The organism is Heyndrickxia coagulans DSM 1 = ATCC 7050 (genome assembly GCF_000290615.1).
Lineage (GTDB): Bacteria > Bacillota > Bacilli > Bacillales > Bacillaceae_C > Weizmannia > Weizmannia coagulans.
Map to the genome: position 1 here is coordinate 1 of NZ_ALAS01000148.1, position 23,176 is coordinate 23,176.

18 protein-coding genes, 1 other RNA gene and 1 other annotated feature are annotated in these 23,176 nt (G+C 49.6%); of the genes, 3 read left to right on the top strand and 16 right to left on the bottom strand.

The window, feature by feature from the left end:
• Nucleotides 1–231 precede the first annotated feature (231 nt).
• Complete coding sequence (locus IC21_RS07645; protein ID WP_019720831.1) at nucleotides 232–1,509, top strand: replication-associated recombination protein A; 1,278 nt, start codon at nucleotides 232–234, stop codon at nucleotides 1,507–1,509.
• 32 nt (nucleotides 1,510–1,541) lie between these two features.
• Here the strand turns inward: IC21_RS07645 and IC21_RS07650 are convergent, their stop codons facing one another.
• From IC21_RS07650 to IC21_RS16990, 6 genes are all read right to left on the bottom strand, one after another.
• Nucleotides 1,542–2,309 (bottom strand): tRNA threonylcarbamoyladenosine dehydratase, encoded by a 768-nt coding sequence (locus IC21_RS07650; protein ID WP_017552633.1) that lies wholly within the window; start codon nucleotides 2,307–2,309, stop codon nucleotides 1,542–1,544.
• Nucleotides 2,310–2,382: 73 nt separating this feature from the next.
• Nucleotides 2,383–3,318, bottom strand: a complete 936-nt coding sequence (locus IC21_RS07655) for a bile acid:sodium symporter family protein (protein WP_050996516.1) — start codon at nucleotides 3,316–3,318, stop codon at nucleotides 2,383–2,385.
• Nucleotides 3,319–3,426: 108 nt separating this feature from the next.
• Nucleotides 3,427–3,611: non-coding RNA, 6S RNA (gene ssrS / locus IC21_RS16230), on the bottom strand.
• Nucleotides 3,612–3,773: 162 nt separating this feature from the next.
• Complete coding sequence (gene aspS, locus IC21_RS07660) at nucleotides 3,774–5,546, bottom strand: aspartate--tRNA ligase (protein ID WP_013859769.1); 1,773 nt, start codon at nucleotides 5,544–5,546, stop codon at nucleotides 3,774–3,776.
• Nucleotides 5,543–6,826, bottom strand: coding sequence for a histidine--tRNA ligase (gene hisS / locus IC21_RS07665; RefSeq protein ID WP_029141953.1), 1,284 nt, complete (start codon nucleotides 6,824–6,826; stop codon nucleotides 5,543–5,545). Before hisS ends, aspS begins: the two co-directional genes overlap by 4 nt.
• A 144-nt stretch (nucleotides 6,827–6,970) precedes the next feature.
• Nucleotides 6,971–7,193, bottom strand: a binding site (T-box leader).
• Nucleotides 7,194–7,320: 127 nt separating this feature from the next.
• On the bottom strand, nucleotides 7,321–7,497 hold the full coding sequence (locus IC21_RS16990) for a hypothetical protein (protein ID WP_013859771.1): 177 nt from the start codon (nucleotides 7,495–7,497) through the stop codon (nucleotides 7,321–7,323).
• A gap of 137 nt (nucleotides 7,498–7,634) precedes the next feature.
• Between IC21_RS16990 and IC21_RS07670 the strand changes: the two genes are divergently transcribed.
• Nucleotides 7,635–9,092, top strand: a complete 1,458-nt coding sequence (locus tag IC21_RS07670; protein WP_029141952.1) for an N-acetylmuramoyl-L-alanine amidase family protein — start codon at nucleotides 7,635–7,637, stop codon at nucleotides 9,090–9,092.
• 30 nt (nucleotides 9,093–9,122) lie between these two features.
• Here IC21_RS07670 and IC21_RS07675 read toward each other — a convergent pair whose 3' ends face one another.
• The 9 genes from IC21_RS07675 to IC21_RS07715 form a co-directional block, all read right to left on the bottom strand.
• A complete protein-coding gene (locus IC21_RS07675; RefSeq protein ID WP_029141951.1) occupies nucleotides 9,123–10,946 on the bottom strand; it encodes a DHA2 family efflux MFS transporter permease subunit in 1,824 nt (607 codons plus the stop codon).
• A gap of 9 nt (nucleotides 10,947–10,955) precedes the next feature.
• Nucleotides 10,956–11,606: a beta-barrel domain-containing protein gene (locus tag IC21_RS07680; RefSeq protein WP_029141950.1), complete on the bottom strand. Its 651-nt coding sequence runs from the start codon at nucleotides 11,604–11,606 to the stop codon at nucleotides 10,956–10,958.
• A 7-nt stretch (nucleotides 11,607–11,613) separates the two neighbouring features.
• A complete protein-coding gene (locus tag IC21_RS07685; RefSeq protein WP_029141949.1) occupies nucleotides 11,614–12,054 on the bottom strand; it encodes a MarR family winged helix-turn-helix transcriptional regulator in 441 nt (146 codons plus the stop codon).
• 179 nt (nucleotides 12,055–12,233) lie between these two features.
• Nucleotides 12,234–12,674: a D-aminoacyl-tRNA deacylase gene (gene dtd, locus IC21_RS07690; RefSeq protein ID WP_029141948.1), complete on the bottom strand. Its 441-nt coding sequence runs from the start codon at nucleotides 12,672–12,674 to the stop codon at nucleotides 12,234–12,236.
• Nucleotides 12,675–12,687: 13 nt separating this feature from the next.
• Nucleotides 12,688–14,877: a RelA/SpoT family protein gene (locus tag IC21_RS07695; RefSeq protein WP_029141947.1), complete on the bottom strand. Its 2,190-nt coding sequence runs from the start codon at nucleotides 14,875–14,877 to the stop codon at nucleotides 12,688–12,690.
• Nucleotides 14,878–15,098: 221 nt separating this feature from the next.
• Nucleotides 15,099–15,620, bottom strand: a complete 522-nt coding sequence (locus IC21_RS07700; RefSeq protein ID WP_013859780.1) for an adenine phosphoribosyltransferase — start codon at nucleotides 15,618–15,620, stop codon at nucleotides 15,099–15,101.
• Nucleotides 15,611–17,974: a single-stranded-DNA-specific exonuclease RecJ gene (recJ, locus tag IC21_RS07705; protein WP_029141946.1), complete on the bottom strand. Its 2,364-nt coding sequence runs from the start codon at nucleotides 17,972–17,974 to the stop codon at nucleotides 15,611–15,613. The genes IC21_RS07700 and recJ overlap by 10 nt, the downstream gene beginning before the upstream one ends.
• An 88-nt stretch (nucleotides 17,975–18,062) precedes the next feature.
• Entirely contained in the window at nucleotides 18,063–20,327 is a 2,265-nt protein-coding gene (secDF, locus tag IC21_RS07710; protein WP_029141945.1) for a protein translocase subunit SecDF, read from the bottom strand.
• A 157-nt stretch (nucleotides 20,328–20,484) separates the two neighbouring features.
• Nucleotides 20,485–20,805, bottom strand: coding sequence for a post-transcriptional regulator (locus IC21_RS07715; RefSeq protein ID WP_017552647.1), 321 nt, complete (start codon nucleotides 20,803–20,805; stop codon nucleotides 20,485–20,487).
• Between the two features lie 102 nt (nucleotides 20,806–20,907).
• Here IC21_RS07715 and spoVB point away from each other — a divergent pair, with 102 nt between their 5' ends.
• Nucleotides 20,908–22,452 carry a stage V sporulation protein B gene (gene spoVB, locus IC21_RS07720; protein ID WP_029141944.1) on the top strand — a complete coding sequence of 515 codons (1,545 nt, stop codon included), beginning with the start codon at nucleotides 20,908–20,910 and terminating at the stop codon, nucleotides 22,450–22,452.
• Between the two features lie 34 nt (nucleotides 22,453–22,486).
• Here the strand turns inward: spoVB and IC21_RS07725 are convergent, their stop codons facing one another.
• The gene (locus tag IC21_RS07725; RefSeq protein WP_029141943.1) at nucleotides 22,487–23,140 is read right to left on the bottom strand and encodes a DUF421 domain-containing protein; all 654 of its coding nucleotides are present in this window, start codon (nucleotides 23,138–23,140) and stop codon (nucleotides 22,487–22,489) included.
• Nucleotides 23,141–23,176: the final 36 nt, after the last annotated feature.

The following is a 23,176-nucleotide window of genomic DNA, read 5'->3' on the forward strand; positions in this document are numbered from 1 at the left end:
GCTCTAATTATTTAAATTATTACATATTTAGCCGCATTTTTGGGGGGGATAGTTAAATTATCACGAAAAATTTTTACTCCTCAGAGCTGAGCCGGGATCAACCGAAAAATATAAAAAGCCCCATCATTCCTATTCCCCTTTAAAACCCGTGCCCGGGAAAACTGATTGCTTTCCGCATGCCCGTGAAATCTGATAAGATAAGGATACGAAAACAGGTTTGGAGCGATTAAAATGAAAGACGAACCGCTTGCCTACCGGATGCGGCCGCGCACGATTGATGAAGTGATCGGGCAGGGGCATCTCGTCGGCAAAAATAAAATCATATACCGGATGGTAAAAGCTCGCCAGCTTTCTTCCATGATTTTGTACGGGCCGCCGGGTGTTGGGAAAACGTCGATTGCCAGTGCCATTGCGGGAAGCACAAAATATGCATTCCGTACATTAAATGCCGTGACGAACAATAAAAAAGATATGGAGATTGTCGCTGCCGAAGCAAAAATGAGCGGCAAAGTCATTTTGCTTCTCGATGAAGTCCACCGGCTCGACAAAGCAAAACAGGATTTTTTGCTGCCGTATCTTGAGTCCGGCATGATCGTCCTGATCGGGGCCACAACGAGCAACCCGTACCATGCCATTAACCCGGCGATCCGAAGCCGCTGCCAGATTTTTGAGCTTTTCCCTTTATCGCTTGATGAGATCAAGACGGCGCTTGCCCGTGCTCTTGATGATGCGGACAGGGGCCTTGGCAAATACAAAGTGAAAATAGAGGAAGCGGCTTTTAACCATTTTGCGCAAGGCTCGAACGGCGATGTGCGCAGCGCGTTAAATGCGCTGGAACTGGCCGTCATTTCAAGCGAACCGGACAATGACGGCGTGATCCACATTACACTTGACATTGCCGAAGAATGCCTGCAGAAGAAAAGCCTTGCCCATGATAAGGACGGCGACGCGCACTATGACGTGCTGAGTGCTTTTCAAAAATCGATCCGCGGCAGCGATGCCAATGCCGCCCTCCATTATTTGGGCCGGCTGATCGAAGCCGGGGATCTGCCGAGCATTGCGCGCAGGCTCCTTGTGATTGCTTACGAAGACATCGGCCTTGCAAGCCCGCAGGCCGGCGCGCGCACCCTTGCCGCCATCGAAGCGGCAGAAAGGCTCGGCTTTCCGGAAGCGCGCATCCCGCTTGCAGCCGCGGTCATCGAATTATGCCTGTCGCCGAAATCGAATTCCGCGATGATGGCAATTGATGCCGCCCTTTCCGACATCCGTGCCGGAAAAAGCGGCGAAGTGCCCGCCCATCTGAAAGACGCCCATTATAAAAGCGCAAAACGGCTGGGGCGGGGCATCGGTTACAAATACCCGCATGATTTTGAAAACGGCTGGGTCAAACAGCAATATCTTCCGGACACCCTAAAATTTGCCCGCTATTATGACCCGAAAAAAACGGGCAAATTTGAGCAGGCACTCGCCCAAGTATATGAAAAAATTGAGTGGAACCGTCAGCCGTAAAAAAAAGAAAGCATCTGGGATGCTTTCTTTTTTCAATGTTCATCTTTTACCCTTTTTACCGGGATGTCTTTCAAAATGTCACGGACAACGAAACTGGCCATAAACAGCCCTGCGGTGGACGGAACAAACGCATTGGATGATGGCGGCATTTTCGCTTTGCGGATTTCGGCTTCCTCATTTCCGACCACTTTGCGGACATCTTCGCGGATGACGATCGGGCTTTCGTCGGAAAACACGACCGGAATGCCTTTTTTGATGCCTTCTTTTCGCAGCTTCAGGCGCACAACGCGGGCAATCGGATCGGTGTGCGTTTCGGAAATGTCTGCGATGCGGAGGCGCGTCGGGTCCATTTTATTGGCCGCCCCCATGCTGGATATAATTTTGATCTTCCGTTTCAGGCATTCTTTCATTACATGCACTTTGTAAATTATCGTATCACTCGCATCCACCACATAATCCGGCTTGTAAGAGAAAAACTGTTCAGCCGTTTCTTCCGTATAGAACATTTTTAAAGAAATCACGTCACAATCCGGATTGATATCGGCAATCCGTTTTTTCATCAAATCGGCTTTCGCCTGCCCGACGGTGGAAAGCAGCGCCGGAATCTGGCGGTTAATATTTGTAATGTCAACATCATCTTTGTCAACCAGGATTAACCTTCCGATTGCCGACCGGGCCAGAGCTTCAACCGCAAACGAGCCCACGCCGCCGACCCCGAGAACAGCAACGGTGCTGTTTTTCAGCTTTTGCAGCCCTTCCTGCCCGATCGCCAATTCATTCCGTGAAAACTGGTGCAGCAATTTTCTCATCTCCAAACATACTCATTTCTTCCCTAGATTATCCAAAAACGGCCCGGAAAGCAATACTTTATGTTCAGCTGCTTGCCGCCGGCTTTTCCGTTTTTTTATCCCTGTATACGCTCGAAAGCAACGTTCCGAAAAAAGATGCCAGCACCTGCTGAAAAAGCATGCCGGAGATGACGGGCAGCACAACCTGGGCCGGGAAAAAGGTGACGGCGATGACAGATCCGGCACTGATATTGCGCATGCCGCCGCTGTATGTCAATGTCACGATCATGCTGCGGTCAAGATGGAACAAAGCGCCGATCAGCCAGCTTAATAAATAGCCGGAAGCCGAAATAAACAGCACGGTCAAAATAATAAACAGCACATGGGCATCCATTCCCCTGAGGTACGGCGATACGACCCCGCCGTTGATCATGACGACAAGAAACATGCCGATTTTGGAAAACGGGGAAAGCACTGAAGCGGCCTTCCGCTGGGTTTCAAGCTGTGTAAACTGGCTGAACAGGATGCCGAGCAAAGACGGGATGACGATCATCGTAAAAAGGTCCTGCATGAGCGGCCAAACCTCAATATGTACACTCTTGCCGACAAACAAGAGCAAAGTAAGCGGCACAACAACCGGCGACAGCAGGGTATCGATCAAAATGACGGTTAGAACAAGCGGAATATTCCCTTTTTGCATCATAACCCATACAAAACTTGTCACACCGGTCGGAATGGCAGCCGAAAGCAAAAACCCGGTTGTCGTCAGCGGGTGCCCGGAAAAAAGCAAATGCCCCGTTCCGTAAGCAAACAGGGGCATAAAAAGATGCAACACCCCTAAAGCAAGCAAAACCGGAAATGGATGGCGGACAACCGCCCCGAGCTGCTTAAAGGTTGAGCCGATGCTCCCCGTAAAAGTCATAAAAGCAAACAGCCACGGCACTAAAAATAAAAGGCCCGTCAGCCGGTGCCCGAGCACCATCCCGATGATTAAGCTTCCCGGGATAAAAATCGGCATCATTTTGCCAAGGAAACGGTTTGCGCGATCAAAAAACGAGAAACACACAAAAATTCCTTCTTTTCCAAAAAATAAAAAACCCTCTTTTTCTAAAAGAGGGAAAAGAGTGGAATGAGCCCCGGACGTGCCGTTCTTGCAATCCTCTGTTTTGATCCCGCTCTCGAGCAGGTGGGTGCCCTGCACCAGGCTTTATGCGTCCCCGCAAAGGGCATGCACGCCGTCTGGCGACTCCGGACTCCCGATAATGAAGTGTTCGGTCAAAACGATAGGAACATATACGAACACCCCAGGACTCATTCAACTTGTTTATATCATAGCATTTTTTTCACCCGTTTTCAAACGAAAAAAGGCCCGCGGGCGGCCCGCATTTTTCCCGTCCGTACGGGATAGCGGCAGCGGGCGCGTTTTTTCGCCAAGTGGCTGGAAAAATTTCATGCCCTTTTTTCCGGGTTTTTACATCATTTTTTTGCGTTTAATTTCAATTGCAGTTCATCCAGCTGCGCCTCGCTGACCGCGCCCGGTGCATCCGTCAGCAGGCAGCTGGCGCTGGCTGTCTTCGGAAATGCAATCGTGTCGCGCAGGTTGCTGCGGCCGGCAAGGAGCATGACAATCCGGTCAAGGCCGAGTGCGATGCCCCCGTGCGGCGGCGTGCCGTAATCAAACGCATCGAGCAAAAAGCCGAACTGGGACTGTGCCTGCTCTTTTGAAAAGCCGAGCGCCTTGAACATTTTTTCCTGGATATCCCGTTTATAAATCCGGAGCGATCCGCCGCCGAGTTCATATCCGTTCAATACAATATCATAGGCCTGCGCCTTTACGCTTGCCGGATCGGTTTCCAGCTTCTCAATATCTTCTTCAAACGGCATTGTGAACGGATGGTGTGCCGCCGTATAACGCCCTGCTTCTTCGTCATATTCCAAAAGCGGCCAGTCCGTCACCCACAGGAAGTTGAATTTCGACTCGTCAATCAGGCCGAGTTCTTTGCCGAGCTTGTTCCTCAGCGCCCCGAGCGCATCGGCAACGACTGATTTTTTATCTGCCACAAACAGCAGCAAATCGCCCGTTTCTGCATTCGTCGCGGCCGCTATTTGCGATTGTTCCGCTTCTGTGAAAAATTTTGCGACCGGTCCCTTTAGCCCTTCGTTTTCCGCTTTCAACCAGGCAAGGCCTTTCGCGCCGTAACGTGCGGCAAATTCGCCGAGCGCGTCGATGTCTTTTCTCGAATATTTGCTTGCCGCCCCTTTTGCATTGATCGCTTTTACCTGCCCGCCCGAGGTGACGGCAGACGCAAATACTTTAAAACCGGCGTTTTTGACGATTTCGGATACATCAACCAGTTCCATGCCGAAGCGGGTATCCGGTTTATCCGATCCGTACCGGTTCATTGCTTCTTCGTAGGTCAGCCTTGGCAGCGGCGTTTCGATGTCAACATTTTTCACTTCTTTCATCAGCCGTTTGATCATTCTTTCCGTCATGGCCAAAATGTCTTCCTGGCTCATGAAACTTGTTTCAATATCAATTTGCGTAAATTCCGGCTGCCTGTCTGCACGCAAGTCTTCATCACGGAAACAGCGGGCAATCTGGTAATAGCGGTCAAAACCGGATATCATCAAAAGCTGCTTAAACAATTGCGGCGACTGCGGCAAGGCGTAAAATTCGCCAGGGTGCACTCGGCTCGGCACGAGATAATCACGGGCGCCTTCCGGGGTGCTTTTTGTTAAAACCGGGGTTTCTACTTCGATAAACCCTTCTTCATCGAGAAAGCCTCTGATCGACTTTGTAATCGCATGGCGCATTTTCATGGTTTCAAACATGACAGGGCGCCGCAAGTCGAGGTAACGGTATTTCAGGCGCACGTCTTCCGCCACATCCGTCTCGTTTTCAATCATAAACGGCGGGGTTTTTGCATTGTTGATGATCGCAAGGCGGTCGGCCTGAATTTCAATTTTGCCCGTTTTTAAGTTCGGATTTACCGTATTTTCGGAACGGGCGACGACTTTTCCCTCTACTTCGAGCACATACTCGTTCCTGACTTTTTCCGCAAGTTTAAAAGCTTCTTCAGAGACCGCTGTATTAAATACAATTTGGACGATGCCGGCGCGGTCGCGCAAATCGATAAAAATGAGGCCGCCCAAGTCGCGCCTTCTCTGTACCCATCCTTTCAGCACCACTTTTTCGCCAATTTGTTGTTCCGTTACATCACCGCAATAGTAAGAACGTCCTTCCATCATGCTTCCCCCCTGTTTGCCATATCTTTAAAGGCTGTAATAAACCCTTCAAGTGGCAGTTCTTTTTGTTCGCCTGTCGCCATATTTCTGACGCTTGCTTTCCCGGCCTGCAGCTCCGCTTCGCCGATGACCGCAACAAACGCGGCTTTCACCCGGTCCGCCGCTTTAAACTGTGCTTTCACTTTGCGGCCCAAATAATCCTGGTCGGCCGAGAATCCGGCCCTTCTTAATGCCTGGAGCAATTTAAAAGCAGCCGGTTTCGTCTCCTCGCCGATCGCGACAACATAGCAGTCCGTCCTGTGGCCGGCAGGAAGTTCGATGCCTTCCGCGTCCAGTGCCGCAAGCAGCCGTTCAATGCTTAGGGCAAACCCGATCCCCGGTGTTTCCGGCCCGCCCATTTCCTGCACGAGGCCGTTGTAACGCCCGCCGCCGCAAAGGGTGGTGATCGCGCCGAATCCTTCCGCATTGCTCATGATTTCAAAGCACGTATGCACATAGTAATCGAGGCCGCGCACAAGCCCGGGGTCAATTTCATAAGGGATGCCGAGCGTTGCGAGAAACTGCAAAACTTTATCAAAATAGGCTTTTGACGCATCGTTTAAATAATCCAAAATAGACGGTGCTGTTTTCATGAGCGGATGGTCATGGTCTTTTTTGCAGTCAAGAATGCGCAGCGGGTTTTGTTCAAGACGTTTTTGGCAGTCCGCGCAAAACTCCCCGATATGCGGTTTGAAATGATCAATCAGCGCTTCACGGTGCCTGAGCCGGCTTTCTTTATCGCCGAGGCTGTTGATCACAAGTTTGACATTTTTTAAACCAAGCTGTTTGTAAATGTCCATTGCGAGCGAAATGACTTCGGCATCGATGGCCGGGTCTTCGCTTCCGAGCGCTTCAACGCCGAACTGGACAAACTGGCGGAAGCGCCCTGCTTGCGGCCGTTCATAACGGAACATCGGGCCGTTGTAATACAATTTGACCGGCTGGACCGCGTTTCCGAACATTTTATGCCCGATAAAAGAACGGACGACAGGCGCTGTGCCCTCCGGCCGCAGTGTCAGGCTGCGCCCGCCCCTGTCATTGAATGTGTACATTTCTTTTTGGACGATATCCGTCGTGTCCCCGACCCCTTTTTGGAAAAGCTCGGTATATTCGAAAATCGGTGTCCGTATTTCCCGGTACTGATAGTTTTCACATATTTTTTTTGCGGTGTTCTCAATATAATTCCATTTTTCCACCTCGCCGGGCAGGATGTCCTGCGTGCCGCGCGGAATTTGAACGGTCATGGCGTACTCCTCCTTCTATTGCTGAAAAATGATGGGGTTCCATTTTTATCCTGCATGTCTAAAAAAATGAATATGAAGACGAGTATCCTCCTTCTCAGCCAATGTTTATGTAAAATAAAAAACCCCCGGTCCCTTGTCTTGTAAACAAGGGACGAGAGTTAAATTCCCGTGGTGCCACCCTAATTGAAGCGTCTGCTTCCACTTTTACAGTTAACGCCTGTAACGCCCGTCCCTACTGGATTTCCGTTCAGGACAGAACCTACAAAGTGTTCGTTCATTAAGCCGTTGCGCAGAAATGTTTTCAGCCCGGGACATTTCCTCTCTTTTCACACGGATCTTAATTACTCTTCTTTGTCATCGGTTTTGCCAATTTTACCATCTATTTTTATTATGTTACGCGTGGCACCGGCTGTTGTCAAGGCTGCCGGCAAAGTTTTTCCCCGGTTTGCGTTCAGCGCCTGAAAATGCCCTTTTTTTTCGGATCGGATTTTTCATTATGAGCGCCCCAGCTTCTTTTTTAAAAGTTTCACGTCCCCTTTTGAAAGGCCGGGTTCGATTGCTGATTCAGCGTTGAACATTTCCTGTCCGGCAATTCCCGGATCCTGGAAATTGACGCCGTAAACTTGATTAAATACATTACCTGCTGTCATATTTTTATCCGCTGCTCTCAATGCCGTTCACTCCTTCTCGTTCCATCTTTTCTATTTTTCCCTTTTTTATTTTTTCTTACCCGAAAAAAGGAGTTTTTTTACGGAGCGCGAATAACAAATAGTGCATAATTTTCCAGACAGGGATGAGGGGTGGAGATGTGAAAAAACTTTTTTTCCGGCTGTTTTTCCTGGCACTCTTTTTTCAGATTGCACCCGGCGTGATCCATGCGAGGGCGGAAGAGGCCGGGACGGTGACGCATGCGGCTGTCTACATCCGCAGCGGGCCCGGGGTGTCCTACCCGATCACAGGCAAAGCAGCCGAAAACGACACGTACACGGTTCTTCAAAAAGACGGGGATTGGTTTCAAATCCGCCTGCCGTCGGGAAATACGGGCTGGATTGCGGACTGGCTTGTGGAAACAGGCATCTCTTCCGCAAAACAAGCAGAACAAGGAAAAATCACCGCTGACCGCCTGCGCATCAGAAAAGCGCCGGACAAGTCCGCCGCAATCATTGGTACGCTTGAAAAAAACGCCGCTGTCACGGTTGCCAAGACGGAAGGCAGCTGGGTTTATATCGAAAGCGGCAATGTTTCAGGCTGGGCAGACAACCGGTATGTACAGACGGAAACAAACCGGGATGCCGGGAAAACGGCGGAAAACAATGTAAGCGCCGCGATTGTTGCCGCCTCCAGCCTGAATATCCGCCAGTCTCCTTCGCTTCAAAGCGAAACGGTGGCAACGGTGACATACGGGACGAGGCTGCAAATTACCGGAACCGACCACGGCTGGTATGAAGTCGAACTGGACGACGGCACGCACGGATGGGTCGCAGGCTTCTACGTGGCGCGCGAAAGCCAGGCAAAGCGCAGCAGTGAAGCAGAGGTGACCCTCCATTCCGGCACAAGCCTTTACAAAAGGCCCCAATCCAGCTCGGACACGGTGGGAACCGCCAAGGCAGGGGACCGTTTTCCCGTAGTTTCAGAAATGGACGGCTGGTATAAAATCAGGATGGAAAGCGGCATTTCAGCCTATATTCCGGCAAATGTCGCCCAAAAAAGCAATAAGACTGTAAAAAAAGGCATCAAGGGAAAGACGATTGTGCTTGATCCCGGGCACGGCGGAACGGATAACGGCACAACCGGCGCTTACGGCACGCTTGAAAAACTGGCGACGCTGAAAACGGCGAATGCCCTGTACGAAAAGCTGAAAAAAGCAGGCGCCCGCGTCATCCTTACCCGGAACAGCGATACGTACGTATCCTTGCCGGAAAGAACCGCCATCAGCAATACAAACCATGCCGATGCTTTTGTCAGCATTCATTTTGACAGCGCTGAAGATCCTCATACGCGCGGGCATACGACGTACTATTACCACGCGCAGGACTATAATTTCGCAAGGCTTGTCAATAACCAGATCACAAGCCGGCTCGGCACCGTTGACAGGGGCGTAAAATTCGGGGATTTCCATGTCATCCGTGAAAATACACAGCCAGCCATTTTGCTTGAACTCGGTTACTTGAGCAGCCCGGCTGAAGAAAAGCATATCGCGGAGAAATCTTTTCAAACGAAGGCGGTGGCCGGGATTTATAACGGGTTAAAAGCTTATTTTCAGTAAAAAAAAATGCCGGGGCATCCCCGGCATTTTTTATTTTTTAATGTTTGGCTGCGGCATTGCGCGTTTGATAAAGAACGACAAAATTAACGCAAACGCTGCGATCCCGGTCGCGACGAAAAAGGCATCGTTTATGCCGCTGATCGTCGCATTCACAACCGATTTTTGATATACAATATAGGAGCCAAGCACCTGTCCGTACTGGGAAGGCAGACCGGAAGCATGGGCCAGGCCCTGTCCGATGGCCGCAATTTTTTCAGACACATACGGGTTGAGGTTTGCATAGGCATTGACATAGTTTGCCGTATGGAAATCGGCACGAGTGGACATTACGGTTACGAGAAATGCCGTTCCGAGACTTCCGGCAACCGTACGGGCGGTGTTGGCCGCAGCCGTCCCATGGCTGGTCATATGAATTGGCAGCTGGTTCATCCCTTCTGTCATGATGGTCATCATAATGAAAGACATCCCAAAGCTGCGCAAAACATATAGGAACAACAAGTGGCCGTAGGAGGTCGTCATCGACAGCTTCGTAAATTCGTAAGTCGTCCAGACGGTGATAATCAAACCAAAGACAGCGAGCGGCCTTGCCCCCATCTTGTCAAACAGCCAGCCGGATATCGGCGACATAATCCCCATGATGATCGCCCCCGGCAGCATCAGCAAACCGGAATCAAGCGCTGTAAACCCGCGGATGTTTTGCAAATAAATCGGCAGCAAAATCATCCCGGCAAACATCGCCATATTCACCACCATGCTGACAATCGTCGTTAAAGTAAAGATATCATACTTGAATACACGCAAATCAAGCATCGGTTTTTCCGTCGTTAATTCCCGCCATACGAACAAAACAAGCGAGATAACGGCAATGATCAGGGAAATAACCACTTGTTTGCTGCTCCAGCCGTCATTTCCGGCTTCACTAAATCCGTACAGCAAAAATCCGAAACCGAGCGTGGAGAATATAATACCCGGAAAATCGATTTTCGGGTTTGTCGTTTTCATGACATCTTTCATCCATGCCAAAGTGACAAATATATCAATCACGCCGAACGGAATGACAATCCAGAACAAAATGTGCCAGTCGTAATGGCCGATCAGCCACCCTGACAATGTCGGGCCGATCGCCGGGGCGAAAATCATGGCAACCCCCATCATCCCCATCGCGCTACCGCGTTTTTCCGGCGGGAAGATGGTTAAGAACACCGTCATCATCAGCGGCATGATGATCCCGGCACCGGAAGCCTGGACAATGCGCCCGAGCATCAGGATCGAGAAGTTTGTCGAAATGGCGCAAAAAACCGATCCGGCCGTAAAGAGGGAAACGGCTGTAATCAGCATTTTCCGCGTGCCCCATTTACTGATCATAAATGCCGTAACCGGAACAAGGATCCCGTTTACAAGCATATATCCGGTTGACAGCCATTGCACCGTATTTGCCGTCACATTCAAGTCGTTCATAATATGCGGAATGGCGACATTCAAAAGCGTTTGGTTCAAAATCGCCACAAATGCCCCGAGCATCATGGCAGCAACAATTTTCCCCCTGCCGTGCCCTTCTTCCACTTCCCGAGGAACAGCTCGACTGGGCGCTTCCGTCGGACGTTTTTCGCCGTCCGTTCCGGCGCGGCGCGTTTCCATTTTTTCTGGCCGTGCCGCCAATCCTTCATCTGTTTTTGCCGACACCTGCGTTTCCGCTTTTTCAGGCGGTGCAGGCATTGTTTCCATTTCCGGCACCCGCTTGTCAAGAAGCGGGCTTTCCATCTTTTTCTTCCTTCCCCTGTTCCTTAATATGAGATTCAGGACAAGAAGGACAATGACCGATAAAAGAACATAACCTGCGATAAATTTTCCCATCGGATTCACCTACTTATGAATGCGCACAGTCACGTTCATGCCCGGAACCAGGTCCAGCCCGCCATAGCTGTCAAGTTTAACTTTAACAGGAATGACCTGTGTTTCTTTCGTATAATTGCCGGAGCTTCTGTCCGTCGGCATCAGGGAGAACGTGCTGGCAGTCGCTTTTCCGATTGAATCGACAGTTCCTGTCAGTCTGGTGTTCGGATAGGCATCCACGTACACGTCAACGTCCTGTCCGGTTTTCACGTCATTGAGATCCGTTTCTTTTACTTCAGCGGTGACAAACAAGCTGTCCAAATCATAGCTTTGTGCAAGCGTTGTGCCGGCTGCAACATACGTATTCGCAACCGCGAAATTTTTCACGATCGTGCCATCCGCCGGCGCTTTAATATCCATTTTCACCGTATTGGCGCCGTTTTGTACTTCAACTGTGCCGACTTTATCCCCTTTGGTAAAAGACTTGCCTTCTTTGCCGTCCCATGAAACGAGTTTGCCGGTTGCAGGGGAAGCGATGGTGACCGACTGGCCGTCAATATAGGCATTATCGGTTGTGACATAGCTGACCGAGCGGTTGTAAAAATAATATCCGGTAAAACCGCCGCCAACGAGAATAACAAGAATAATAATATTGATCAAAATCATCCGTCTTGCGTTCATAAAAAGTTTACTCCTCCTCAGATGTTAAAATTTCCAGCATTTCGTTGTGAAGCCTTAACAGATTTTCCAACTCCGCTCCATAACGTTCTGTGATCAGGTCCATTTTTTGTTTCAGCACTGTATTGCCGCCCATAAACGCTTTGAGCTTGCTTCTCCCTTTTTCGGTCAGGCAGAGGACAACGGCTCTCCGGTCATCCTTGGATGATAACCTGTTAACAAATTCCTGCTGCACAAGCCTGTCGACAATGCCGCTGACCGTGCTGTTCGTTAAATAAAGGCTGTCCGCCAGCTCATTTAATCGCATATTGGGATGAAGCGCGATGGCATTCAGCGCAAACATTTGCATCACGGTTAAACCGTGCTGTTCCGCGTCTTTCGCGGCCAAACGAAAAATGGCTTTATTCAGCCTGAAAAGCGATTTTAACAAATCATATGAACCGTTCTCCATGTATCCCCCTTCCTTTAACCTTTAAATGATTCTTTGCGAAATAATTCGCATCCGAATTATTAACGCTATCTATCTTTGCATATCCAAAGTACAATTGTCAACTATATTACACCAAAACTTTTTTGGAAACGTTTTTTTGTGAAAAGGAAAAACCCCAGATTTTTCGGGGTTTTAGCTGTTTATTTGCTTTCCAAAATGAGCGTAACCGGCCCGTCATTTACCAGCCGGACATCCATCATCTCCCCGAATCTGCCGGTTTCGACATGGACCCCCTTTTCTTCAAGCTTCCGGTTAAACAGATGGTAAAGCTTTTCCGCCTGTCCGGGCTTTGCCGCCGCCATAAAATTCGGGCGCCGCCCTTTCCGGCAATCGCCGTATAAAGTAAATTGGGAAACCGACAAAATGTCCCCGCCGGTATCCAAAAGCGACAAGTTCATTTTTCCCTGTTCATCTTCAAACACGCGGAGATGGACGATTTTGTCGGCGAGATAGGCTGCATCTTTTTCGGTATCCTCGTGCGTTACGCCGACAAGGAGGACAAAGCCTTTTGTAATGCTTCCTGCCACTTCTCCGCCTACAGTGACGCATGCTTCCTTGCTGCGTTGCAAAACAACCCGCATTTTTCTGGCTCCTTTAACTCATGATCCTTCTGACTGAATAAATATCCGGAATATGTTTAATTCTTTCCACGACCCGGTGCAGATGGCTGATGTTCTGAATGGAAATCGACATGATAATCGTAGCCATTTTGTTGCGGTCAGTGCGCCCGCTGACGGCTGAAATATTCGTTTTCGTTTCATTGACCACCTGCAGGACTTCATTGAGCAGGCCGCGGCGGTCGTACCCGGTAATTTCAATGTCGACATTATACTCTTTCCGGTCGGCCGCATCCGTTTCCCATTCGACCGGGATAAGCCGGTTTTGCGCCTCTTCGTTCTGCACGTTCGGGCAGTCGGCACGGTGGACGGAAACGCCTCTGCCTTTCGTGATAAAGCCGACAATTTCATCGCCCGGCACCGGGTTGCAACATTTCGAAAGGCGGATCAGTAAATTGTCGACGCCCTTCACGTGTACGCCTGCATCCTTTTTCCGGTGCTTTGCGGCCGGTTTCTGCTCGGAGACAATCTCCTTAATCGTTTCTTCGGAATCCCGCTGCTTCCGCCATTTTTCCGTCAGCCGGTTGGCGATTTGGCTTGCGGTGATCCCGTTGTACCCGACAGCAGCATACATATCATCTTCATTGGCAAAATTAAATTTTTCGGCAACTCTTTTGATATTGTCGGCTGCCATCACTTCTTTTACGTCGAATTCCATCGCCCGGATTTCTTTTTCCACCATCTCGCGGCCTTTTTCAATATTTTCTTCTTTCCGCTGGCGTTTGAAAAACTGGCGGATTTTGTTTTTCGCCTGCGATGTCTGGGCAAGGTTCACCCAGTCGAGGCTCGGCCCGTATGAGTGTTTTGAAGTGAGAATTTCGACAATATCGCCGGTTTTTAACTGGTAATCGAGCGTCACCATTTTGCCGTTGACTTTCGCGCCGATCGTCTTGTTGCCGATTTCCGAGTGGATCCGGTAGGCAAAATCAATTGGGACGGACCCGGACGGCAGTTCAATGACATCCCCTTTAGGCGTAAAGACAAACACCATGTCGGAAAACAGGTCGATTTTCAGCGATTCCATGAATTCTTCCGCATTATTGGTGTCATTTTGAAATTCTAGAATTTCGCGGAACCACGACAATTTTTTCTCAAAAGACGTTTTCTCATTGACCGTTTTTCCTTCTTTATATGCCCAGTGTGCGGCAACCCCGTATTCGGCAATGCGGTGCATTTCAAACGTCCGGATCTGCACTTCAAGCGGTTCGCCTTTTGGCCCGATCACCGTCGTATGGAGCGACTGGTACATGTTCGGCTTTGGCATTGCAATATAGTCTTTAAACCGGCCCGGCATCGGTTTCCAGCATGTATGGATCACACCGAGCACAGCATAACAGTCTTTGATGCTTTTCACAATAATCCTTACGGCAAGCAAGTCATAAATTTCGTTAAATTGCTTATGCTGCTGGACCATTTTCCGGTAAATTGAATAAATATGCTTCGGCCTGCCGGAAATTTCCGATTTGATGCGAATATCCGCAAGCCGTTCCTTCACTTCTTCAATGACATTTTGCAGGTACTGTTCACGCTCGGCGCGCTTCCGCTTCATCAAATTCACAATCCGGTAGTATTGCTGGGGATTTAAATAACGGAGCGAGGTGTCCTCAAGCTCCCATTTGATGGCGGAAATGCCGAGGCGGTGGGCGAGCGGCGCAAAAATTTCGAGTGTTTCATTCGCGATCCGCCGCTGTTTTTCGGGGGGAAGATGTTTCAATGTGCGCATATTGTGCAGCCGGTCTGCGAGTTTGATCAAAATGACGCGGATATCCTGCGCCATCGCGACAAACATTTTCCGGTAGTTTTCCGCCTGCTGCTCTTCGTGCGATTTATACTTAATCTTCCCGAGTTTCGTTACCCCGTCAACAAGCATCGCCACTTCATCGTTAAATTCTTCACGGAGTTCGTCAAGTGTCACATCTGTATCTTCCACAACGTCATGCAGAAAACCTGCTGCTACCGTTGAAGGATCCATCTCCAAATCCGCCAGTATCCCAGCAACCTGAATCGGGTGAATGATATACGGCTCCCCCGATTTGCGCTTCTGGCCTTCATGCGCTTTACTGGCGAACGCACAGGCATGCCGCACCATTTCAACATGTTCGTCGTTTAAATATTGTTTTGTCCTGTCAATGACGTCTTCGGCGGTCATTATTCGGTCATTCGCCATAAAAAAATCACCTTTAAACTGGAATATATGAATCGATGATTGCAATATCATATTGTCATTATTATCATGAAAAAAAAGAAGATTGTAAAGCAAATGACACAGAATGGAAGAAATTTGGCGAAAAAAGACGGTTTTTCCCGGTACAGACAAAACCATCCCGTCATTTCATCCGGATGAAGGATAAATAAAGAAACCGACAATTTTGCCGATTTCCTTACAGTTTATTCATTCTCGTATTCCATCAGGGTGAGGATATCATAGCCCTTCAATTTATCGCGGCCGTGCAAATAATTCAGTTCAATTAAAAAAGCAAGGCCGGCTACAACCCCGCCCAGTTCTTCAACAAGCCGGATGGTTGCTTCCATCGTGCCGCCTGTTGCCAAAAGATCGTCCGTAACCAAAACGCGCTGGCCTGGCCTGATCGCATCTTTATGGATCGTGAGCACCGCTTTCCCGTATTCGAGATCATATTCCGCACGGATCGTTTCCCGCGGCAGCTTGCCTTCTTTGCGGACCGGGGCAAAGCCGACGCCAAGTTCGTATGCGACCGGGCAGCCGATAATAAAGCCGCGCGCTTCAGGGCCGACGACGAGATCAATATGTTTGTCTTTCGCATACTGGACGATCTGGTCCGTCGCATATTTAAACGCCTCTCCATCATTCATCAAAGGCGTCACATCCTTAAACATCACGCCTTTCTTAGGCCAGTCGGGGACGAGTGCAATATATTGTTTTAAATCCATTTTGCTGTTTCCTCCTCATACTGTACAGCAGGCTTGATCATTTGGTCAAACCACATCTTCAGCTCATGGAAAGATGAGTACAGCAGGTCCTTTTCCATTTGATATTGTGCCAGTTTTTTCTGATACGTAAAAGATTCCTTTAAATCGCGTTTTTGTTTGGCTGCTTTTAGGGAAATAAACCCATCCTTTATTGTAACAAAATCAAGTTCAAAAAACACCTGCGAAATAAAATCGATCGTATTTCTCGACCAGCCGCGGTAAGCCGCCAGCTCATCCCCGTGCCGCTTCAGGTTGAACGTTTTCCTTTTTGCAAGAAAAGCGTAAAACCATTTAAAATGTTCGCGCGTCGGAAACGTGCTGAAAAAGTGGTTCCCGGCATGGTAAAAATACGCATAAATCCTGGCCGGCGCACCGCCTTCAAGCAGTGCCGCCATCATCTTCGGGCCTGGCGGAAGATCAAGAAACACAATATTTTTATTTGCCGGGTCAAATGCCCTTGCCTCTTCCATTGTCGCCACCGGCACAAGGTGGACGGAAAAATCCGGCAGCGGCAGTTTCCGCAATGTTTCTTTTTGGAACACAACAAAAGCCTGGCCATCTTCCGGGACGTGCCCGACCCATTGCTTTAAAGGCCTGTTGCCCCTGAAATCAAACAATTGCCAGTTTGTGATTTTGATGTCCTTTACCATCATTTGCGGCTTGCGGATATTATTCCATTCATTGATGGACAGTTCCCCGACAACCGATATGCAGGCAGAAGGGGAAATCTGCGGGGCAAGATTTCCGAGCCCGAAGCCGACTCCATCGAGCGTTGTGCCGTTTTTGGAAAGCGCCAATTTCAAATGTTTCCCGTCTGCGCCGATCGCCCGGATTTGCGGGCAATAGGCCCCATCCAGCAACAGAAGCGGCTTCGGATTCGCCGTGCCAAACGGCGAGAGCAATGCCATTTCGCGGATCGCTTCCATCCCTGCTTCTTCTATGGAAATTTCAGCGCTGATGTTTGTAACCGGCACAAACATCTCATCCGGCAATGCCGCGGCCTGTTCGTTCAGCCGGCGCCGCAGTTCATCCACATCGGATAAAGAAAGCGTCATCCCCGCCGCCATCGGATGCCCGCCAAAATGCGGCAAAATATCCCTGCATTTCGATAATTCGTTAAACATATGGAAGCCGTCAATACTGCGCGCCGATCCTTTTGCCAGCCCTGTTTCCGGATCAAAGCTGAGCACAATCGCAGGCCGGTAAAAGCGTTCTGTAAGGCGCGAGGCGACAATGCCGATTACGCCGGCATTCCATCCTTCTTTCCCGACAACAAGGACACGCGCCCCCTTTTCCACTTCTTCTTCCACCATTTCGATTGCTTCATTTGTCATCTCGTTTACGATTTTTTGCCGTTCTTTATTGAGCCCGTCAATCGTTTCAGCGAGCATCCCGGCTTCTTCTGCGTTTTCGGTCATCAGCAGTTCTGCTGCCGGTGCCGCATGTTGCAGGCGCCCGGCCGCATTTAAGCGGGGGGCGAGCACAAAGCCGATTGTTTCTTCGTTAATCTCTTCCTGGCGGATATCCGCACACCGGCACAGCGCCGCAAGCCCCGGCCGCTTTGTTGTTCTCAGCCGTTTGATGCCGTTTGCGGCAATCAGCCGGTTTTCATCCAATAGCGGCACAAGATCCGCGACCGTCCCGATAGCGGCCAGTTCTTCAAGTTGTTCCGGCACTTTGCCGTACAGCGCATGGGCGACTTTAAAAGCGACGCCTGCGCCCGACAGTTCCCGGAACGGGTATGTACTTTCCGGATGCTTCGGATGGACGATGGCAAAAGCTTCCGGCAACACCGGCCCGGGTTCGTGATGGTCCGTAATAATGAGCGGGATCCCCAGTTCGCGGGCCACTTCCGCTTCGTGGACAGCGGCAATACCGGTGTCCACGGTAATGATCAGCTGGAATCCTTCTTCAGCCGCCCGCCGGAAAGCCGCCTCATTTGGCCCGTACCCTTCTTTAAACCGGTCCGGGATATAAAATTCCGCACGGGCGCCAAGATCGTTTAAAACGGCCATCATGATCGCGGTGCTCGTTACGCCGTCCGCATCGTAATCGCCGAAGACGAGAACCGGCTCTTCCCTTTTAATCGCTTCGCGGATACGGGCGGCTGCTTTTTCCATATCATGCAGCAAAAACGGATCATGGTATTCTGCCCCTTCATGGAATAAAAAAGACCGCGCTTCTTCAACATCCGTTATGCCGCGGTTTACAAGCAATTTTGAAACAAGTGGCGAAACGTTCAATTGTTGCGAGATCGTTGCGGCTGCCTCCGGATCGGTTTCCGGCACCCGCCACCTTGTTCTTGACTGCAGCATATCCCCACCTCTTTCACAATACTTTATTATAACGTTTCGGAGGAAAACTGTCATTACAAAAAATGCAGGCTTTTCGCCTGCATTTTTCTTATACTTGCGGTTCATCCGCGCGGGTGCGCCGCGCTTTTTGAATGAGAATGGAGCCGTGTTTTTTCAGCTGCCGTTTTTTCAGTACAAACCAGATTTGTGCGGCAATGAAAACAGACGAGTATGTCCCGGTAATTAACCCGACAATCAGCGCGATCGAGAAATTTCGGATCGATTCGCTGCCGAAAATGGCGAGAGCCACGGACGTCATCAGCACGGTCAAAACGGTATTGACCGACCGGGCCAGTGTCTGGCGGATCCCGGCATTGACAATATCATGGATTTCCTTCGCCGTTTTAATTTTCCGCCGCCGGTTTAAATTGTCGCGGATCCGGTCGAATGTGACAATCGTATCGTTGATGGAATAACCGACAATCGTCAGGACCGCCGCAATGAAGGTGACGTCGACCTCGAGCCTTGTGATGCTGAAAAAGGCGATCATGAAAAAGGCGTCATGGAAGAGCGCCACGATGGAGGCAACCCCCATTCTCCATTCAAACCGGAAGGCCACGTAAATAATGATGCCGACTGCCGCCAACAGCAAAGAATACACGGCGCTTAAGGCCAGCTCTCTTCCGACTGTCGGTGAAACGGAGCTGATGCTCGGGCTCTTTCCGTATTTCTCTGTAAAATACTGGTTGATTTTTGTGCTCTTCTCTTTGTCGCTGAACGAGCCTTTCACCCGGATCACGGCATGATGCCGGTTGGCCCCCTGCATCACAATATCTTCTGATTTCAAATGCAAATGGTCGAGGTCGCGCTGAATCTCCTGCTGGCTGAGCGCATGGTTTGAACTGACTTCAATGCGCGTCCCGCTCGAAAAATCAATGCTCAGATTCAGTTTGAAAATCGAAAGGAGAATAAACCCGCCGATGATCAGCACAGCTGAAATCGCAAAGAAAATATTGCGGTGCTTGACAAAGTCGTACCAGTCAAACTTTGTTTTCAAATCATGCGTATCAACGTTTTCAGCAATATCGTGGATCGCCGATTTTTTCACGCCGAACCAGTGCGGCCGTTTTTTCAGGAAATTGCTGTTTACCCAGAGGCCGAGCAGCCATCTGGAACCGTAAACAGCCGTCAGAAAGCTCAGCAGAATACTGATAATTAATGTTGTCGCAAATCCCCTGATTGAACTTGTCCCGAAATAAAAGAGAATGATGGCCGCAAGAATGGTCGTGATGTTGGAATCAAAAATGGCCACGAACGATGACTTGTTCCCCGCCCGGAACGCCGATTTCACACTTTTGCCGACGCGCAGTTCTTCTTTGATCCGCTCATAGGTGATAATATTGGCGTCGACCGCCATCCCGACCCCGAGGACAAGCGCAGCAATCCCGGGAAGCGTCAGTACCGCGCCCATTAAACGGTAAACGAGCAAAATCAGGAAAATATAAACGGACAGCGTAATGCATGCGATAAAACCCGGAAAACGGTAGTAGCCGATCATAAAGAGAAAAATGGCTGCAACGCCGATTATTCCGGCAAGAATTGTATCATGCAGCGCTTCCTGGCCGAAAGACGCGCCGACAGATGTCGAATAGATTTCGTGCAGCTTCACCGGAAGCGCCCCTGCATTCAGCAGGTCTGCAAGATTGGACGCCTCTTTTACCGTAAAGTTCCCGGTAATTTCAACCTGGTCTGTATTTAAAACAGAATTTACACTCGGATTTGACAAAAATTTCGGATTTTTCTTTGCCACTTCTTTTTTATAGGAATCGCCTTTTTGAAAGTCCATCCAAATGACAAGCTGGTTGTTCGGCGCCATCGCCAGGATTTTTTTCGTGACATTGGCAAACTTTTTCCGGCTCTTTAACTGCAGGACAACATCCGGTTTGCCGTTCTGGTCAAATGACTGTTTCGCTTTACCCTGTACAAGGTCCGTCCCGTCCATCATCACTTTGTCATTGACGTCACGGAAAGTTAGGTTCGCGGTTGTCGAAAGCATCTTTCTCGCTTCGTTCTGGTCTTTCACCCCGGCAAGCTGGACGCGGATCCGGTTGTTGCCTTCGACTGAGATCTGCGGTTCGCTGACGCCAAGGGCATTCACGCGCCGGTCCAAAGCGGCTGCCGTATCCGCAAGCGCGGCTTTATCAATCTTCTGCCCTTTTTTGACCGGTTCCACTTTGTAAAGCACTTCAAACCCGCCCCGTAAATCAAGGCCAAGGTTAATTTTTTTCACAACTTTATCCGTCGTTCCCCCTATTAATCCCGCAAACAGCAGGACAATGAGAAAGAAGGCAACGATGCGGCTCCTTTTCACCATTATGTACAGCCTCCTAGCGAATCAAAACATGTAGCATGCCGAAAATACATGCTTCCGGCAATATCATTTCTATTATGATGCAGGGCAAAAAGCGTGTCAATTTTTCTTATTATTCCGCATGCAGCAGCAGGATGCCCGGTTTTGCTTATTTGCCCGCTTATTCTTCCGTCCTTTCCCCGTTAAAAAGCGCATCCAGCTCCTTTTCGTCCAGCTCGGCAAACCAGTTTGGCGAACGGTAAGCTTCCACGGTTTTAAAACTCATCAAATCGCCGGGCTTAACCGTTAAAACGTCGGAAACAAGCGCATACATGCGGACATGCGCCGGATCCGGATTTTTCCACACTTTCCGGATTAAATATTCCCAGACATCCCTTGCTTCAAAAGACCCGTAGCCGAAGACGGCCAGTTCTTCCGCCTTGCTTTTAACCGCAGGTTCAAGTTTTTTATAGTATTTTTCATACGGATGGCGGTCCTTCACACGTTCTGCCCCTTTCCTGAGCATTGATGTATTCTTGTCCATTACCGTGCATATACATCATTGTATAGGAAAATTGCAGATTTGAGAAGGCAGGTTAACAGAATGTCCAAGTTTTTAAGGGGAACGATTATATTGCTCGCCGCAGGTTTTGTAACAAGGGTGCTTGGATTTATCAACCGGATTGTCATTGCCCGGTCGCTCGGGGAAACGGGCGTCGGGCTCCATCAGATGGCTTTCCCGACCTTAATGCTCGTCATTACGGTAACCCAGCTCGGGCTGCCGGTCGCGATCTCGAAATGCATTGCCGAAGCAGACGCGGTCGGAGACAGGGTAAAAATCAAGAAGATCCTTGTCATTTCCTTAACGGTTACCATTTCGCTGTCGGCCGTTTTTACGCCCGGGCTGATTTTACTGGCGCCGTATCTGGCTGACCATTTATTCACAGATCCGCGCGTCTATTACCCGCTTGCCGCCATCACGCCAATTATCCCGATTGTAGCGGTTTCCGCTGTATTGCGCGGCTATTTCCAGGGGAAGCAAAACATGAAGCCTTTTGCCGTCTCACAGGTCATCGAGCAAAGTGTGCGGATTATGCTGATTGCGTTTTTTGCCAATTTGCTTCTGCCGTACGGGATTGAATATGCGGCAGCCGGCGTAATGTTTGCATCCATATTGGGCGAACTGTCATCCCTTCTTTATATGTTTACGATGTTTAAATTGAAAAAGCAGATCCGCGTCCGCAAACATTTTTTCAAAGCCGTAAAATCAGGGAAAGACACGTTTTACGAACTGATGCGCGTGGCGGTTCCGACCGTCTGGAGCCGGCTGATCGGCAATTTCTCCTGGTTCCTCGAGCCGATTGTCGTCTCCCACTGCCTGACCCTTGCCGGTGTCGCTTCACATCTTGCAACAAAACAGTACGGTTCTTTAACCGGCTTTGCCATGCCGCTGTTGATGCTGCCGTCTTTTGTGACGGTTTCCTTGTCAACCGCCCTTGTGCCTGCGATCAGCGAAGCCAATTCAAGGAAAAATGCCAGGCTTGTTGAACACAGGCTCCAGCAGGCATTGCGTTTTTCCCTTTTAACCGGCGGCATCTCGGTTGTCATCCTGTATGTCTTTGCGGAACCGCTCATGCAGGCGATGTATGGGACGGCAAACGGGGCACAGTTTATCAAAATCATGGCGCCGTTTTTTATTTTTCAAGCATGCCAGGCACCGCTCCAGGCCGCACTGCAGGCTTTGGATCTGGCAAAAGCGGCGATGATCAACAGCATCATCGGGGCAGTCGTGAAATTGGGCACCATTTTTGTCCTTGCTTCCCGACCGGAGTTCGGGATCAACGGCGCCGCGATCGGCATCATGGCGGGAATGGTGCTTGTGACCTTTCTTCATTTTGCAACCGTTTTGAAAAAAATCCAGTTTACCCTGTATGTCCATGACTGGGCCAAGCTTCTGGCTGTTTCGGTCGTTTCCGGCGCATTCGGGCACTGGTGGTTCACCGGTATAATGGCGCAAGACGCATCTTTCCTGCGGCTTTTAGCGGGCATTTGTTTGACCGTGGCTGTTTATGCTCTGCTGCTTGTGATGACAAAATTGATCCGCCGGTCCGATCTCATGTATGTTCCGATCCTGAATAAATGGCTATAAAAAGAGCAATAGGCCCTGCATGTTCCGGCCGGGCTTATTGCACATCATCCAGATCAATATAAAACTCGCCATCCTGATAACTGCAAAACGAAATCCGGCTGATATCCCCGTACCCTCTTTTTTGCAGCTCGCTGCGCAGCCATGCTTCGGTCTTGTTGCTTTTCTTTAAATTGTTTTGCTGGATTTTCCCTCCGACAATGAGCGGTTCCGTATAGGATGCCGGTTTGTTTTTGTTTTTGCTTTTTTTCACCACTGACAGCTCCCCGGAAGTTTCCAGAATCGCAAATTCCACATCCGCAATATTGTCAATATCTTTTGAACGGAGCTGCATCAAAAGGTCGTCAAAATTGTAACGCTGCTTGCGCATTTCTTTTTCATCGATTTTTCCTTTACTGATGAGAATGCTCGGCTTGCCGTCAATCAGCTTGCGGAACCGGTTGCTGTGGAGCGAGAAAAGCGCCAGCGCGATTTGGATGCCGAGCAGGACAACCATCGGCAAAAGGGTATTTACAACGGGCTCACTGTGGTTTTCAATGGCAACGACCGCCATCTCCCCGATCATGATAAACACAACAAGATCCAAAACGCTCAGTTCGCCGATCTCCCTTTTTCCCATCAACCGGAAAATAATAAGAATGGCAAAATACATCAGCAGTGTCCGAAAAAAAATAATCAATAAATTTTCCAACGCCAATCCCCCCGTTCGGTCAAAATCATGTATTTA

What these genes read in the sequence shown, in the direction of transcription:
- IC21_RS07695 (WP_029141947.1), bottom strand. Translation starts at nt 14,877, where the DNA reads ATGGCGAATGACCGAATAATGACCGCCGAAGACGTCATTGACAGGACA.
- IC21_RS07680 (WP_029141950.1), bottom strand. Translation starts at nt 11,606, where the DNA reads ATGAACGCAAGACGGATGATTTTGATCAATATTATTATTCTTGTTATT.
- IC21_RS07700 (WP_013859780.1), bottom strand. Translation starts at nt 15,620, where the DNA reads ATGGATTTAAAACAATATATTGCACTCGTCCCCGACTGGCCTAAGAAA.
- hisS (WP_029141953.1), bottom strand. Translation starts at nt 6,826, where the DNA reads ATGACCGTTCAAATTCCGCGCGGCACGCAGGACATCCTGCCCGGCGAG.
- dtd (WP_029141948.1), bottom strand. Translation starts at nt 12,674, where the DNA reads ATGCGGGTTGTTTTGCAACGCAGCAAGGAAGCATGCGTCACTGTAGGC.
- recJ (WP_029141946.1), bottom strand. Translation starts at nt 17,974, where the DNA reads ATGCTGCAGTCAAGAACAAGGTGGCGGGTGCCGGAAACCGATCCGGAG.
- aspS (WP_013859769.1), bottom strand. Translation starts at nt 5,546, where the DNA reads ATGATGGAAGGACGTTCTTACTATTGCGGTGATGTAACGGAACAACAA.
- IC21_RS07685 (WP_029141949.1), bottom strand. Translation starts at nt 12,054, where the DNA reads ATGGAGAACGGTTCATATGATTTGTTAAAATCGCTTTTCAGGCTGAAT.
- secDF (WP_029141945.1), bottom strand. Translation starts at nt 20,327, where the DNA reads ATGGTGAAAAGGAGCCGCATCGTTGCCTTCTTTCTCATTGTCCTGCTG.
- IC21_RS07645 (WP_019720831.1), top strand. Translation starts at nt 232, where the DNA reads ATGAAAGACGAACCGCTTGCCTACCGGATGCGGCCGCGCACGATTGAT.
- spoVB (WP_029141944.1), top strand. Translation starts at nt 20,908, where the DNA reads ATGTCCAAGTTTTTAAGGGGAACGATTATATTGCTCGCCGCAGGTTTT.
- IC21_RS07655 (WP_050996516.1), bottom strand. Translation starts at nt 3,318, where the DNA reads ATGATGCCGATTTTTATCCCGGGAAGCTTAATCATCGGGATGGTGCTC.
- IC21_RS07675 (WP_029141951.1), bottom strand. Translation starts at nt 10,946, where the DNA reads ATGGGAAAATTTATCGCAGGTTATGTTCTTTTATCGGTCATTGTCCTT.